The 15,243-nt window shown below is 40.1% G+C and carries 14 protein-coding genes; 6 read left to right on the top strand and 8 right to left on the bottom strand.

The window, feature by feature from the left end; translation table 11 throughout:
• Nucleotides 1–107: 107 nt before the first annotated feature.
• The 3 genes from UYK_RS0104725 to UYK_RS0104715 form a co-directional block, all read right to left on the bottom strand.
• Nucleotides 108–1,604, bottom strand: a complete 1,497-nt coding sequence (locus UYK_RS0104725) for an SLBB domain-containing protein (protein WP_016871007.1) — start codon at nt 1,602–1,604, stop codon at nt 108–110.
• 300 nt (nt 1,605–1,904) lie between these two features.
• Nucleotides 1,905–2,879, bottom strand: a complete 975-nt coding sequence (locus UYK_RS0104720) for an ABC transporter ATP-binding protein (protein ID WP_009459853.1) — start codon at nt 2,877–2,879, stop codon at nt 1,905–1,907.
• Between the two features lie 472 nt (nt 2,880–3,351).
• A complete protein-coding gene (locus UYK_RS0104715; protein WP_016871006.1) occupies nt 3,352–3,639 on the bottom strand; it encodes a Mo-dependent nitrogenase C-terminal domain-containing protein in 288 nt (95 codons plus the stop codon).
• A 1,024-nt stretch (nt 3,640–4,663) separates the two neighbouring features.
• Between UYK_RS0104715 and UYK_RS0104710 the strand changes: the two genes are divergently transcribed.
• Nucleotides 4,664–5,350: a hypothetical protein gene (locus UYK_RS0104710; RefSeq protein WP_009459850.1), complete on the top strand. Its 687-nt coding sequence runs from the start codon at nt 4,664–4,666 to the stop codon at nt 5,348–5,350.
• Between the two features lie 685 nt (nt 5,351–6,035).
• Nucleotides 6,036–7,283, top strand: a complete 1,248-nt coding sequence (locus UYK_RS0104705) for an S-layer homology domain-containing protein (protein WP_009459849.1) — start codon at nt 6,036–6,038, stop codon at nt 7,281–7,283.
• Between the two features lie 63 nt (nt 7,284–7,346).
• On the opposite strand, the gene UYK_RS0104700 is transcribed toward UYK_RS0104705, so the two are convergent.
• Nucleotides 7,347–8,663: a GAF domain-containing sensor histidine kinase gene (locus UYK_RS0104700; protein ID WP_026086364.1), complete on the bottom strand. Its 1,317-nt coding sequence runs from the start codon at nt 8,661–8,663 to the stop codon at nt 7,347–7,349.
• Between the two features lie 461 nt (nt 8,664–9,124).
• Here UYK_RS0104700 and UYK_RS0104695 point away from each other — a divergent pair, with 461 nt between their 5' ends.
• Nucleotides 9,125–9,442, top strand: coding sequence for a DUF3155 domain-containing protein (locus UYK_RS0104695; protein WP_026086363.1), 318 nt, complete (start codon nt 9,125–9,127; stop codon nt 9,440–9,442).
• Between the two features lie 228 nt (nt 9,443–9,670).
• Here UYK_RS0104695 and UYK_RS0104690 read toward each other — a convergent pair whose 3' ends face one another.
• The 3 genes from UYK_RS0104690 to UYK_RS0104680 all read right to left on the bottom strand — a co-directional run bounded on the left by UYK_RS0104690 (nt 9,671) and on the right by UYK_RS0104680 (nt 10,918).
• On the bottom strand, nt 9,671–9,841 hold the full coding sequence (locus UYK_RS0104690) for a hypothetical protein (RefSeq protein WP_235182302.1): 171 nt from the start codon (nt 9,839–9,841) through the stop codon (nt 9,671–9,673).
• Nucleotides 9,842–9,985: 144 nt separating this feature from the next.
• On the bottom strand, nt 9,986–10,516 hold the full coding sequence (locus tag UYK_RS0104685; protein WP_009459844.1) for a cofactor assembly of complex C subunit B: 531 nt from the start codon (nt 10,514–10,516) through the stop codon (nt 9,986–9,988).
• 54 nt (nt 10,517–10,570) lie between these two features.
• Nucleotides 10,571–10,918, bottom strand: a complete 348-nt coding sequence (locus tag UYK_RS0104680; RefSeq protein WP_009459843.1) for a PadR family transcriptional regulator — start codon at nt 10,916–10,918, stop codon at nt 10,571–10,573.
• 700 nt (nt 10,919–11,618) lie between these two features.
• On the opposite strand from UYK_RS0104680, the gene UYK_RS0104675 reads away from it, so the two are divergent.
• The 3 genes from UYK_RS0104675 (at nt 11,619) to serS (ending at nt 14,222) form a co-directional block, all read left to right on the top strand.
• On the top strand, nt 11,619–12,188 hold the full coding sequence (locus UYK_RS0104675; protein WP_009459842.1) for a DUF3611 family protein: 570 nt from the start codon (nt 11,619–11,621) through the stop codon (nt 12,186–12,188).
• 262 nt (nt 12,189–12,450) lie between these two features.
• Nucleotides 12,451–12,675 carry a hypothetical protein gene (locus UYK_RS0104670; protein ID WP_009459841.1) on the top strand — a complete coding sequence of 75 codons (225 nt, stop codon included), beginning with the start codon at nt 12,451–12,453 and terminating at the stop codon, nt 12,673–12,675.
• A gap of 266 nt (nt 12,676–12,941) precedes the next feature.
• Complete coding sequence (gene serS, locus UYK_RS0104665) at nt 12,942–14,222, top strand: serine--tRNA ligase (protein WP_009459840.1); 1,281 nt, start codon at nt 12,942–12,944, stop codon at nt 14,220–14,222.
• A gap of 802 nt (nt 14,223–15,024) precedes the next feature.
• Here the strand turns inward: serS and UYK_RS27115 are convergent.
• On the bottom strand, nt 15,025–15,243 hold a 219-nt coding region (locus UYK_RS27115), incomplete at its 5' end, for a hypothetical protein (protein WP_040469035.1).

The raw sequence follows: 15,243 nt of genomic DNA, 5'->3' as shown, positions 1-15,243 counted from the left end.
GGGGTATGGTAAGGAAATGTGATCTGCTAGCAAAACTTTCCAGAAATTGATATGGGATTTAGACCCAGCAATAAAACTGATAACTGTTTACTGATAACTGTTTACTGTTAAAACCCGGTGAGTACAGATCTAATAATACCTAAGACAGTACCTATTGGATTAAAGATAGCGCCTATAGAATCACCAGTTAGAGCTGCATTAGAACGGTTAACAACTATAACATCATTATTGCGAAGTATGGGGTTGGTTTTCTCGTTAATTCCTGCGGAGAAATTAATTTTCACTCTACGCTTGGTGACAGAACCATCAGGATTGAGACGAATCAAATCAACGGTGGAACTTCTGGCTCTAGCATCATTAAATCCACCTGCTGCCAGCACAGCTTGATTCAATGTACTATTGGGCAGAACTTCAACTCTTCCTGGATTTTTGACTTCCCCTACCACACCAACTTGAATGCGTGACGGAGACAGAGTAGTGTTTGCTAGTTGCGTAGCTTCTGCTGGATTGACTTCTGTAGCAGTGGGGATAACAATAGTATCACCATCTTGGACAACGATGTCTTGATTGATATCACCACTTTGCAGTAATTGCCAGAAATTGACCCTAATTTGTTGCTCTGTGCCAGTTCTTGTGGGTCGGCGAATAACTATATCGCGAATATTAGCTTGTGGTGTGATCCCGCCAGCAAGTTGAATTGCTCGTGATACAGTAGGTTGACCAGAAATAGCTGGCGCATTAGTTCCTGTTGTAGTTCCAGTACCTGCACCCTCTGCTTGTCCTTGAGTGACAAGGTATGTACCTGGACGGTTAACTTCACCAGTCACTACTACTGAACGAGGTTGGGTGATATCAGCAGCAAAGCTAGCGGCAGATAAGTTGCGTGCATCTGCTAAATTCAAGCCAGTTGCTGTTGGTACAAAAATAGTATCGCCATCCCGCAGAGTAACGTCTTGTGGTAAAGTGCCTGTTTGGATGTATTTCTTTAAATCGAGGGTAATGACTTGTTCTGGACCGTATCCCAACCTGCGCCGTAGTTGTACTTGGGTGATGTCTGCGGCTTGTGTTACCCCTTGAGCCGTTGTCAGTGCCGACATCACGGTTGGATATTGCACACCAGGATCTTGACCTGCACCTCCTGATAAGCTGAGACTATAAGCTCCTGGTCGTGATACCTCTCCAGCTACGGTCACATTAATGGGGCGAGGCGATAACAAATTCACTGAGATGATGGGACGCTTCAAATAAGTTCTGTAAGCACACTCAATTACGTTAGCAGCTTGCTCTGTTGAAAGACCTTGAACAGGGACAGTGCCAATAAGAGCTAAATTGATTGCTCCACCAGGAGGAATGGTGTATTCCCCAGTATATTCTTCAACTTCAAAGACATTTACACGGATGCGATCGCCACCACCTAATGTATAACCTGTATACGAAGCTTGTGTATTTCTACTGTCAGCCAATTCTTGGTCTAAGCACTGTTTCACAGTGGGTGTCTGTGTTTGAGCCATGACCGCAGGTAAGAAGTTTGTCAACGCTAGGGTGAAAAACAGCAACCCTGCCACTGGTTGACTAAAAAGTTTCCACAAACTTGTGTTAAGCATATTTACCTGAAATACCATGAGTAAAGCACTGTCTTATCAGTTTATCGTTGACTATACTTAAATATTCGGGTTCCCTAATAATATTATTTTCTGAAAAAACCGTATTCTTCAGAAAAGAGATTGTATGTGCAATTTGAATTTTTAATGAAGCTAATTTCAAGCGGCTTTTAAAAATACTCTAGAATTATACAAATAATTGTGGCAATAATTACAATGTATTTAGTTGGTTGTTGGTTGTTATTAGTTTATTTCTGAATATAGTGATCAATCACTAATGACCAATGACCAATAAAAATCCTCTTATTGTTTATACTTTTGAATCTGTTGCATAAAAAACTCTTCTAAAGATAAACGTGACAAATTCATACTAATTATTTGCCCACCCATGAGATTCAGACTTGCAAAAAAATCATAGGTGTCACCTTGCAAGTCACCTTGCCAATAACCATCAGGTACAAATTCCAGATTAGGAACCCATTTTTGCAAAATTTCCCAATCGCCACCTTGACCTTTGACATGGTATGTGTTGTATGTTCCCAAGAGTTCATTAAGAGAACCAGAACAAATTAATTCACCTTGAGCAAGAATAGCAATGCGATCGCAAATTTGTTCTACTTCACTTAAAATATGACTATTGAAAAAAATTGTTTTGCCTGCGGCTTTCAGTGATAGGATTATTTCCCGCATCTGTAACCGTCCTACCGGATCTAACCCAGACATAGGTTCATCTAAAAACACCACTTCTGGATCGTTAATTAGCGCCTGTGCCATACCTACACGCTGTAGCATACCTTTAGAGTAGCGACGCATTTGCTTGTGACGAGCATCAGCTTGCGATAAACCGACTAATTCTAGCAATTGAGGAATACGTTGGTGTTGCACCTTTGCAGGAATTTGGAATAATCCGGCTGCTAGCTGAATAAATTCCCAACCCGTAAGATAGTCATAAAAATAGGGATTTTCTGGTAAGTAACCAATACGTTCTTTGACTGTGCGATCGCCCAGTGGTTTACCTAAAAGTAATCCCCGTCCAGAGGTAGGACGTATAATACTTAGTAATAATTTTAACAATGTTGTTTTGCCAGCACCATTTTGCCCCAGTAGCCCAAAGGTTTCTCCTTTGTAAACAGTTAAAGAACAGCATTTGAGGGATACGACTTTTTGATTCAAAAAAAAGCCAGTGCGGTAAACTTTTCGCAGCTCAGAAGTGAGAATCACTGGCGTCCGTTCTTGCGTATGCGATGGAAAATCAGTAGTATCTGCAACAGGTTTCATTGTCGGTTAGCTAGTGCTAAAAATTACAGTAAAAACAACTACCATTCTAAAACATCCTGTTGCAAAATAACCATATTTTAACGCTGTAATACTTAGTTAGCTTTTCTTCCCTAGCTCTAGACAGTCAAAATGTCGCCCGTGACTTAAGTGCAGACACGGGGCGAAAATCCACTTTCTACAGTTACTGATCGGTGTTCAGTGATATAGATGAATCCAACGCAGAATTATGTATGAAGCGATCGCGATGGAAAGTTCTCTATATAGATTGCAACTTTGATATTATTGAAAACTTTTATTTTATCCAGAGGTTTTGCCCACACTAATTTAGCGTTTCTTACGAGCAAAAACCTCTGGATTTCAATGGGAGCGTGCTTGTCATAAATAAGTTGCCAAAGCTAATGGTGAAGAGTTTTAATTAACCATAGTTAAGTTATAAAACAGTCAGTTTGTCATTACTCTTAACCATAAATGATTAGCAATAGGCTGTAATATCTTCACCACATTCATCTGCTAAATAGCAAAGAGCTTTGAAACGTAAACCGACAACTTCTTCATACAGAGGATTGAGTTTACACATTGGTGGGATGTGGAAAAGCTTGCGACCAAATACTACAACATCACGCTCAAAAGGACATTGGGCAGGAATGAGTTTACATAGAAAATGAGCTAATTTAGCGTTATGAACATCAATAGAGTCTAACCATTCACGCACAGGAGATAATAAGTCACCTCTTGTTTGGATTTGAGTAAAGCTAGTCATAATTGTTTTCCTTAGAATTTAGAATTTGTATATTGATTGAGTTGGCTTTTTGAACCTTTTCCTATATATACAGTTGGTTTCTTGAGTTTTATGCAAAGTTATTGCAATTTTTTTTGGATTTGAGATTTCGCTTTTAGTGTATATCTCTTCTTTAGGAACACATTTAACTACAAACTCTAATAACAGGCTTCCGGATAAACTCACGCATTGATGTAAACTTGGCGCTACACTGGGAAAACTTGAGAGCAAGTTTTCCACTCATTTATCTATATTGTCTAAATTTAGACGGCGATCGCCTTCATCCAAGGGAATCACCCAATCGGGTGATTTTATTTAAGTCAGTGAACAGTAAACGCATAGCGAATTACCTGATAACTGATAACTGTTTTTATCAACTACTTACTGAAACCTTAGAAAAACTTCTGTCGTCTTAGCTACTGTCGTCAAAACAAGCCGTACCAATAAACAGCAATAGGTGTTAGGCGAACCTTGCTTGCCTAATAATTACTTGTTTGATTATCATTTTTATTTATTTGGAACCAAGCGATCGCTCTTGTCTGTCAGAGTATTCATCCTATACGAAATATCATGGTGGCCCACAAACAAGTTGTTTTGTGCTCAAATACACATGACCAAAAACCCTAAATCCTGATCTACGCTGAATTTACAGAGAGCGATTGTATCTGTGTAAATTCAACTAAGTTAATTCGTCATTTTCCGTGTTCAAAAGCGATACCAAGTATTCATTTAGCACAGGTGTATTTATTGCGGAGATATTTATTGACTTCACTACCTTCCCAGATGCTTCCATTACTACCTCTGGAGTTCATAACACTAGAAGAATATTTGAAAGCAGCTAGCATATTTTCTTAATAAAATGATGTGGAATAAAACTAGATAACGTAACTTTCAGCATAGAACTTCTACCATTAGTATACATCGGTAGAGAGGTTAAACATAACTCAGAAACAATAGTCAATAATATCACGTCATTTACTCTACTAAGGCTAAAGAAGGACTATTTATGAATCGCTTGCTTTATTGGAAATCTGGAACAACAGCATTCATGGCAATGGTAATGTCAACCAGCGCCATAGTGCCTTTGTTTGCTCCTGTTGCAACTGCACAACAACCAGCAATTTTTACTAGACCAAATCAACCAATTAGTCAATCAAGGACAGTTTCAATTCCTCCTGGAGTCACAATTCCTGTTACTTTCGATAAAGATAGAATTGTTGTTACTCCTGACGAAACCACATCTGTAACCTTAGAAGTTGCACAGAACGTAGTAGACGGAAATCGCAATGTTCTAATTCCTGCGGGAACTAAAATTAAAGGACAATTACAACCAAGAACCATAAATGGTGTAAAAGGTTCTCAGTTTGTAGCACAAGAATTAGTTTTTAGCGATGGTAGAAGACAGCCTATTGATGCAAGTTCTCGAGTGGTTACCAGAAAGGAAACAATCAAGAAAGGAGCTAAGACTACCACGATATTAACAGATGCAGCTCTCGGTGCAGGTGCTGCTACTGTTATTTCTCTGCTTACAGGTAACAAAAAAGTTGAAGTCCTAGAACCCGTAGCTGGTGGTGCTGTTGGTGCTTTAGCAAGTACTTTACTACGCAGAAGAGAAGTAGAAGTTGTTGTCATTAACCCACAACAAGATTTGGATGTCACTCTCAACTCTAATTTGGTAGTATCCCGCTTCTAAGATGAACAGAAATTAAATTGTGACTTTCATCATTCTCAAAACTGATGACCCTACTTTGAGGGGTTTCCTGTGTGGAAACCCCTCTCTGATTTATGAAGAAGAAGCATATATTGGTTATACCAATATAATTTAAACGTAAAACATATTTGTGTTGTACCAGACCTGCCACGGCATGTCTCTACAGAATTGAAATGTATTGCGATTAAGGTGAAATAGTATTATATTATACGCAAAGTATGACCAGTTGTAGATTTTAGATTATACATTTGAGTCCTTTTTAATGGACTTGGGCTATGAGGGTTGAACTTCAGTTCAAGCCTTGCTCAGGGCGAGGTGCGACTCAGGTGAGTTATCAAGTCAATGATAACCTCACTCTGGTGGTCTGGAGATGTAGAACCTATACATTGGCTAACACTGAAACAGGTTAGGAGCTTTTAAATACTGCTGTTTTGCATACATACGGAAAATTTTGGGATTTGAGCGAAACTATTTTTGCAAGTTTGCGTCTATAAAAACTAAAGGTAAAAATGATAATTTGGCTGAATGTTTATTAGCCAAACAGTAGTATTTTTACTAAAAAACAATTTATTTCTATTACTAAACACGAAGATTTAAGGAACATTTTGCTACACAAATAATCTTATTAAGTAATAGAAAAAACAAAAATTTAGAGAGGAAAAAATAAATGTTTACTCAATTCCGTTGGCAATCGGGATGTGCTGCTTTCATGGCATTAGGTATTACAGCAGGTGCGATCGCGCCTTTAGTAACAGCTGCACCTTCCTTCGCCCAAACTAGTTTTTCTGATGTTTCTTCTAACTATTGGGCAGGACAATTTATTCAAGAATTAGCACAAAGGGGTGTCATCGCTGGCTTCCCTGATGGTAGCTTCCGTCCAGAAGAACCAGTTACCCGCGCTCAATTTGCTGCTATGCTCAACAAAGCTTTTCAAAAATCATCAGAACGGCAGGCTGTGAATTTTGTTGATGTTTCCAGAAACTACTGGGCATACAGTGCTATTCAGCAAGCATATACTACTGGTTTTTTGTCAGGATATCCAGGAAATCGGTTCGAGCCTGGTCAAAATATTCCCCGTGAGCAAGTTTTAGTTTCGCTCGCCAATGGTCTTGACTATACTGCTAGCGGTAATATAGACAGCATTCTGCAATTTTATAGTGATGGTAATAGCATCTCTAGTTACGCCCGTACACCGATAGCTGCTGCGACTCAAAAGCAAATTGTCGTCAATTATCCAAGTCTGAGATTCCTACAGCCACAACAAACTGCCACACGCGCCCAAGTAGCAGCTTTTATCTATCAAGCTTTGGTTAGTACTGGTCAGGTTGCAGCGATTAATTCCCCCTACATTGTCGCTGTTAATCAACAGAATCCACAAAATCCACCTGTAGCTGTGACTATTCCCCAAGGAACTGTTATTCCTGTGAAGTACGATAAAGCAGAAAAAATTCTCGTCACCAAGGATGAAACAGCACCTTTAACACTGACTGTTTCACAAAATGTGGTAACAGATGCAGGAACAGTAGTTATACCTGCTAACAGCCAAGTAGTTGGTCAACTGAAACCAGCTAAAGGTGGTTCTCAATTTGTGGCAGAAAGATTACTTTTAACTAATGGTCAAGAGTATCAAATCAACGCTGCTTCTGAAGTAATTACCAAAACCGAAACTGTCAAAAAAGGTATTAGTACTAGTGCAATTTTGAAGAATACTGTTTTAGGTGCAGGTGCAGCTGCTGCTGTATCTGCGGTTACAGGCGATCGCGCCATTGCCACAGAAGAAGTGTTGGGCGGTGCTGGTATCGGTGCTTTAATTGGTCTATTCTTCGGTAGAAATAGTGTTGATCTGATTGCCATTGACCCAGATACTGACCTGCAAATGACCATTGGTCAAAATTTCCAAGTTTCACTCAGATAGATAGTTGTTGGTTGGTGGTTGTTAGTTGTTGATTGTGTACCACTAACCACTATCCACTAACCATTAACTATTAGCAATTGGCAACCACACAATAAAAGTAGTTCCTGGTGTTTGAGGTGATGTAATAGCTAGATTTAAAGCAGGACTTTTGACTTCAATTTCTCCGTGCATTTGTTCTATCAGTTGTTTAGCAATAGCTATTCCTAACCCTGTACCAGGAATTTCAGTTTGAGCTTGTACACCCCGGTAATGCCTTTCACCCAGATGTGCTAAATCTTCGGGCGGAATGCCAGGACCTGTGTCTGTGATCGCAACTCCTTGGAGATTGTCTTTTTGTTGTCCGGCTTCTATTAATACCTTGCCACCCGCAGGAGTGTATTTCAAAGCATTATCGATGATGTTGCTAAACACTTCTGTTAATGCCTTACGGTTAGCGCGTACTAATGGTAAATTAGATGGAATATTTGCAGTCAGTTGTAGGTTACGTTCTTGAGCTATTGCTTGCGCTGAAATTAACAAGGGTTGCAAGATATCAGTAATATAGCAATCTGCTTCTTTTTCGCCTGTTCCTGGTAGCAATAATGGCGGTTTATGTTCTTTTTCTACAGTTGCTTCTACAAATATTTCTTCTTGTTCTGGTAGTTTCAAAGGTGCTAAATTTTCTACACCCAAATCAATCACTTCGTCAAATTTCTTCAACAATTCTTGCAGGCGATCGCTTTCCCGCACAATGCTTTCTGCTACTTCTCTATTCGGATCTCCCGGTCGTAGTCGCTTCAGAAGCAACTTGCCAAAGGTTCGCAATGCTGTCAGAGGATTACGAAATTGATGTAACAGGTTATCTAGCAAATCCTGCTGTTTCTCTTGCAGAATTTGTTGTTGATGCAACTGTACTTCTAACCATGTGCGTCGCTGGTCTAAAATACAGGCTATTGCCAGTGTTCGAGCTATACTTTCTATACGACTCCGCTCTTGCTCATTCCATGCTCTATCTTCTCTGGCTGTCACCAGTAGCCCCATCATGACATCTTCATAGACTAGAGGTAAAACGATTTTGTCGCCGCTTAAAAGAGATTCTTCTGCTGAATCCTCTAAAGTTCTATCTTCTGTCTTAGAATCTTTTGATGGGACAGGAAAATCTTTTGCTGCTGTCAATAACTTTTGATTTAGTGTTGGTAGTGCCAGAGCATTTGTACTTTGACCTCCAACTGCTGCTTCTGGATAAACCACCAATGGAATCAATTTCGCTTCATTTGTTGGAGCCTCTACCAATTCTTGTGTTAAATATACAACACTCAAAGACGCTCCCAGCCCTTGGACTAGTAACGCCATTTGCTCTCGGCACAGAGCAATAAATTCCGAACTGGCAGACATTAGCATTTTTCAGATCTTGCTCAGAATTGGGACAAAATAAGGAAAAAGTGTGAGTTCTATATGTAACAAAGCTTAACTATATTTTGCAACTAATGCATTAATCCGAAGGCAGAAGGCAGAGGGCAGAAGGCAGAAGGCAGAAGGCAGAAGGCAGAGGGCAGAAGGCAGAGGGCAGAAGGTATGAAGTATGGGGCTTTAGAAATAACCAACTACCAACCCCTAACTACTAATGTACAGAGGTGATGTTCCTCGCGTCTCTACACCAACCACTAACCACTAACTACTAACAAACAACCACCAACCCTGTTCATAATACTTACCAAACTTATTTATCTACGTTAAGAGAAATTATCTTTCTTGTATCAAAAGTTTAAAAACTGTTGATCTTTTGAACTAGAACTTTTATAATGACGACGGATTTTGTAGCTATAACTACAATCTGTAGCTTTGAAGAGGAGGAAAAAAGGTTGGCAAGGAGACGAAAGCGGAAGAGCCGTCGTCGGCAAGAAGGACGGCGTATCTTAGAGCATGTGCCCCAATATAGCATTGAAAGCGGCGAAGATAAACCTGTGACAGCAGCCAGAAAATTTATTCAAGCTGAAGGGATCTTGCCACCCGCTTTGCTGCTCGTAAAGCGTAACGAACATACAACAGATAGATACTTTTGGGCTGAAAAGGGGCTATTTGGCGCTCAGTATGTAGAAGAGAATCATTTTCTATTCCCCAGTCTGAGAACCTTAGAACCTTCTGCTGTCCCAGAACCGATGGCATTGGTAAGTCGCTGAAACATCTAAGGCGATTTAGTTAGGTAGTGATTGTGGCTTCTGACAATTATTAACTGGCAAAATGCTAAAGATATATAAAAATTTAATTTTTTTTAGTTTTCAGCTAATTTGCCAGTCAAATTTAGCGGTCTGGATAAGATTAATCAAATCCTGCCAAACCATTGTGTTTGCAGGATGAGGTTTGGATGACAAAGATGTACAAAAAACGCGAATGTAGCGACTCCTCCCTCAGCAAAGAGTTCGTATCATATGAACGACGTGCTTAGGAGCAAGTTCTCTGGTGGAAGGCAAACCACCAATTAGTCTTTGTACAATTTGCCAAGCCGCTTTGTCAAACAAAATATAACCTACTCTCCACAGGAATTTTAATTCTTGTGGAGAATAGTCTTTGATCGACATTAGTTGTATTTTTTGTTTCCATTTCCGACAAATCTGCATTTAGTGATAGTGATTTGAAGATAGTAAAACCATTTTGGATTGATTCCGCAGATCAATCAGGCGGCTTGTACTATCAAGAAATCATTGGTGATCGTATCTTGGTGGCTATTCAGCAGACTTTAGCTTTAATACCCTTTTTAACTCAATCAGTTCATCTCGATGGGCGGTTACAGTAATTCGACTTGAGGATGGTGATTCGCTCTGGGTTTGTTCCACCTTCAGCGACACCTTCTCAAGCTTTCCGGCTTTTTTCCAGTAGAAAATCCCACTGAGAGGAGATAGCAATACCATCCCGATAAAAAAACTACTTAGGTTAGGGAAAAGCTGTGACAAAACCAGTGATAGACAAAGAATACCAGTAGCACTTAGCATAGTCAAAAATACTGCTAAAAACCAACTGGGACGAACATTGCCTTCAAACATAACTTGGTTTTGTTCTGGGTCTACCGCTGCCACTCGGTAAGACCTAGCTCGGAAATACTCCCTTAATTGAGACATGAAAGTAGCTTCGTCTTGCTCAGATACCAGTTGTGCAACTTCAGTACGGTCTTTAGTAGAGGCACGAACAAAGAAAAATAATCCGACCGATAAAAGAAAAGTGAGCAACAACGTGGATGGCAGAATTGCGGTATCCATATAGTGAGTTTTTACTGCTTGATTGGAGGGGACTTATTCATTATCAATTATTCGTTAATTTGTCCTCCCATTAATGTACTGTTGCCAAAGACGTGCTAAATCCTGTGCTTGTGGAATCCACTCTGAAGAAACTTGGTACATCCGCCGGGGACGTCCGCGTCCTTCGAGTTTTTTCCAATACCCTGTAATGGCTTTGTAGTCTTCGAGAAACTTAATCGCACTGTAAAGTACGGTGTCCGAAAGACGATAGGTGGGGTATTCAGTTTCTAAGCGTTGGATTAACTCGGTTCCGTAAGACTCCCCTTGTAATAAAACGTACAAGATATAACAAACTGCTAGTTCTTGACAAAGGTAAGTTGGCGGAGGATTCTCAAAGAATTGATATATATCCTCAAGTTTCATGGTTAGTGAAGAATGGCTAAAACAATGCCCAAGGGTCGAGCCTACAATCCCTTTTGTGAGTATATAGTGCTACTCCCTATCTGGGTAAGTATATAACGCTACTTAGGCTGGATTGGCAAGCGCACACAATAAAATCATTAACCCAAGTTTTTAATTGTGGGAATGGCACTTCATGCACCGGAAATAAATTCCAGTGACAGCACCTTATCAATGCGCCAGCTTTAGAGGTGCAAAAAATGCACTCCTGCCCCAAGCTCTAGGCAGTGTGGTGAGGAGCAAACAGACAACAGTTTGACCATTGTCTTTGTGTTTAGTGATGCCGAGCGTGTGAGGACTGTTTAAGCATAAATTGTTGCCTTAGCAATTTTAAAGGTAAATTGCAAATTTTTCTGTAAAACTTAATAAACACTTTTTTTACAGCGATCGCACCAGTGTAAATCTTTAAAATACAAAGCATAAGCTAACATTTATCTATCTAATCCCTGCACCTCTTGACACATTCAAGCCAGCATAGTCTACTGAATTTTTAGACTTGGAATACTTAAAGACTATTGTTGTACCCATTGGGAAAATGATTGGGAATGATGGATAACACCAAAGCTTATCCAGTCAAAATTTACCAATCCAAAATCTAAAATCCAAAATGGTATTAAGTGTCATAGTTAATCTATCAAGCCCCCCCAGCACATAGGTGATCAGTATGTCAGTGGACTCCCAATCATCTTCTTCTCGCCGTCAGGAAATTGCTAAAACCTTTCGCCTCGTTGGTTGGATTAGCTTTTGGATTCAGCTAGTACTAGGTGTAGTTTCTACAATTATTGTGCTACTATTTGGTATTTTCAGCCAAAGACCTGGTAGCCCTAGTAATAACCCAGGCAGTGGGTTTGGTATATTCCTGGCGATTTGTGGACTAGTTACCCTGGGTGTGGGTGTATATTTAGCTTTCCGTTATACCCGGATTGGTAGACAACTATTATCTTCTAATCCTAACAATCACCCTAGCAAATTAGAAACAGTCCAAGTCTTACGGTTTGGGCTATTAGTGAATTTAGTCGGAATGTTGTTGACTCTGTTAGGAGCGCAGGCGATTGTTGGTACTCTGGTAGCAAGGTCTATATCTCCCCAAGCAATTACTACACAATTATTTGACCCCAACCGCATCATCAGTGGTCTAGATATGCTTGTAGTGCAAGCAAATACCAATACAGTCTCTGCTCACTTTGCCGGACTTGTAGGGTCAATTTGGCTACTTAATCGTATTACGCGTTAGGTGGGGATTAGGGGTAATGGGGGAGTGTGAGGGGTGGGAATTGGGCATTGGAAATTATCAACAACCATCAACTACCAACTACTAACCACTAACCACTAACTACCAACCAACAACGAACCACCAACAAATAACAAATGACTCTTTTCCGGAATCATCCTTCTGGAGAGTGGAGACTAATACATGTTTCTGACATCAAAATCTAACTAACGAGTGATACGAATTGAGTAAATAAAGTGATAAAGGTGCTTGGAGGTCTAACACGATGAGAGAATTACAAACTTGGAGATTCGGAATACAGTTCCTTTTCAGTACAGTGATGATTGGTCTTTGTACTTTCCAGCTGGTCAACGATAAAACTAAAGAAAATCAGACACTTTATTGGACTGGTTTAAGCACTGTGCTGGCATACTGGCTACCTTCCCCTGCTGGTACTCCAGAAGAGCGTTTCAGCCAGGCTAGAGAAAACCAACAAGAAGGACAATCTTAAATAACTATAATAATTTCTATAACTAAGTGATAAAAAAGCGATCGCAATAATCAAATATTCAGACTATTGGTCAGATAAACATCATAAATATTTGGAAAATAACCTTGGAAATGCCTAAAATAAATTGCAGTGTGATAGCCCTGGCGATAAAGCTGGGGCAAAATTTTGGCATTAGTCAAAAGTCAAGAGTAAACAGCTAAGAATAAATGCTCCTTTCTTCTGCCTTTTGCCTCATGCCTTCTAATACTAGAAACTGAGAAAAATCTGTGCTGGATATTAAGCAAATACGGGAAAATCCGCAATTCGTACAAGAAAGGTTGAATACTCGTGGCGGTAACTATGATATTCAGCCGATAGTAGATTTAAATAAACAACAACGTGAATTGGAGGTCAAACGTAGTCAACTCCAGGCACGTAGTAACGAAATTGGTAAGCTAGTTGGGCAAAAGATTAAATCTGGTATAAATCCTCAAGACCCAGAAATTCAAACCTTGCGGGATGAAGGTAACTCTCTGAAAGCCACCTTAAGCGAACTGGAACCCCAAGAAAAAGAAATCATAGCCAAAATTCAAGAACTGGTACTTGCACTTCCTAATTTGCCTAGTGACTCTACACCCATAGGCAAAAATGAAGAAGAAAACGTGGAAGTACGGCGCTGGGGTGATGAGTACATTCCACACAATGCGAATATTTTGCCTCACTGGGAAATTGGCGAAAAATTGGGTATTCTCAACGTCGAACGGGCTGTGAAAGTTGCCCAAAGTCGCTTTGTGACGTTAATTGGGGCTGGTGCAGCACTAGAGAGGGCATTAATTTCTTTTATGCTCGATCGCCAAACAGCAGCAGGTTATCTAGAAGTCATTCCTCCATTCTTAGTTAATAGTGCTTCGCTGACAGCTACCGGTCAATTGCCCAAGTTTGCGGAAGAAAGCTTCAAATGTGCTGATGATGATTTGTGGCTTATTCCCACCGCAGAAGTACCAGTAACCAACCTCTATCGTGGTGAAATTATCCCTGCTGAAGATTTGCCGATTTATCACTGTGCTTACACTCCCTGTTTTCGGCGCGAGGCTGGGAGTTACGGACGGGATATGCGGGGATTAATTCGCTTGCATCAATTTAATAAAGTAGAATTGGTGAAATTTGTGCATCCTAGCACTTCCTTTGATGAGTTAGAAAAATTAGTCGGCGATGCCGAGGCTATTCTACAAGCGTTAAAGTTGCCTTATCGAGTCATTAATTTATGCACTGGGGATTTAGGATTCCATTCTGCCAAAACCTATGATTTAGAAGTTTGGCTTCCTTCTTCTGGTAAATACCGGGAAATTTCCAGTTGTTCTAATTTTCTCGATTACCAAGCCCGAAGGGCTGATATTCGCTTTAAGGAAGCTGGTAAGAAGGGAACACAGTTAGTTCATACCCTTAACGGTTCTGGGTTAGCTGTGGGACGAACTATGGCGGCTATTTTGGAAAATTATCAACAAGAGGATGGGACGGTGAAGATACCGGAAGTCCTACAGCCCTATTTGGGACGGGAAGTTTTGTAATTTTTGGTTCGTGCTTGGTAGGGTGTGTTAGCGACAGCATAACCCACCGTAAATCATGGTGGGTTACGAAGCTAATTAATTCAGTAGTCAGTAATTAGATTATTGTTACGCACCTAATTTACTCATTGGTGAAGTTCAAAGACTCGTCAGCGAGTATTCAAAACTCATTAATGAGGTTCAAAAACTCGTCAGCGAGTATGAAAGACTCGTGCGTGAGAATAAAAGACTCGTTGGTGAGAATAAAAAACTCGTTGGTGAGAATATAAAGACTCATCAACGAGAATCAAAGACTCATCGACGAGAATCAAAGACTCATCGAAAAAACAGAAGCCTGCGATTGAAATCGCAGTCTTATAGTGAAAGTCTGCTTAAGCAGACTTTTTGATTTATTTGAGTCGTCTTCAGACGACTTGCGCTATTAGCTAAGGGTTTAAACCCTTAGCGATAGCGATAGTTCAAGCAATCGCAGAAAAGTTTGTTATGGCTAATTGCTATGACCTCAAAATTGCTGCCAAGTTGTTTGATCATTATTCCTCGTCACAGTGCCAGGTATGAAAAAGGCTGAAATACCTATGCTTTCGTAGAAATATCTTTTTTATACAATTTTTACAAAAGGCCGTATCGCTTATGTGTTAGAGCCTACAAGTTTTTAAATGAGAGAAGAGGAAGCATCCCTTCCAGCGCACCCAGCGTTTCCCCCCAATCGTCATTCTTCCCACAACATCCTTAACCGAAATGAACGATTCCGTTCTTATATGCACTTGCCTCCACCCACAAAGGTAAATTTATCTGGGGTAATTGGTTAACTAAAAAAGCCAGCAAACCAGCACTGAGCAATACCTGGAGTAATTTTGGCAGCAAATCGCTGATATTTAATTTGGACATGAGAGACTAACGCAAGCAAGTAGGCGCGTATTAATAAAATAAATCCTCTCAGTAAGACGACTGAGGATTTTAAGAGAGAATTTATATCGATTTTCAATTGGATGCAATATATTTTTACCTCACCCCCAGCCCCTCT

Source organism: Fischerella thermalis PCC 7521 (assembly GCF_000317225.1).
GTDB lineage: Bacteria > Cyanobacteriota > Cyanobacteriia > Cyanobacteriales > Nostocaceae > Fischerella > Fischerella thermalis.
This window is presented reverse-complemented; position numbering and strand designations above follow the sequence as displayed.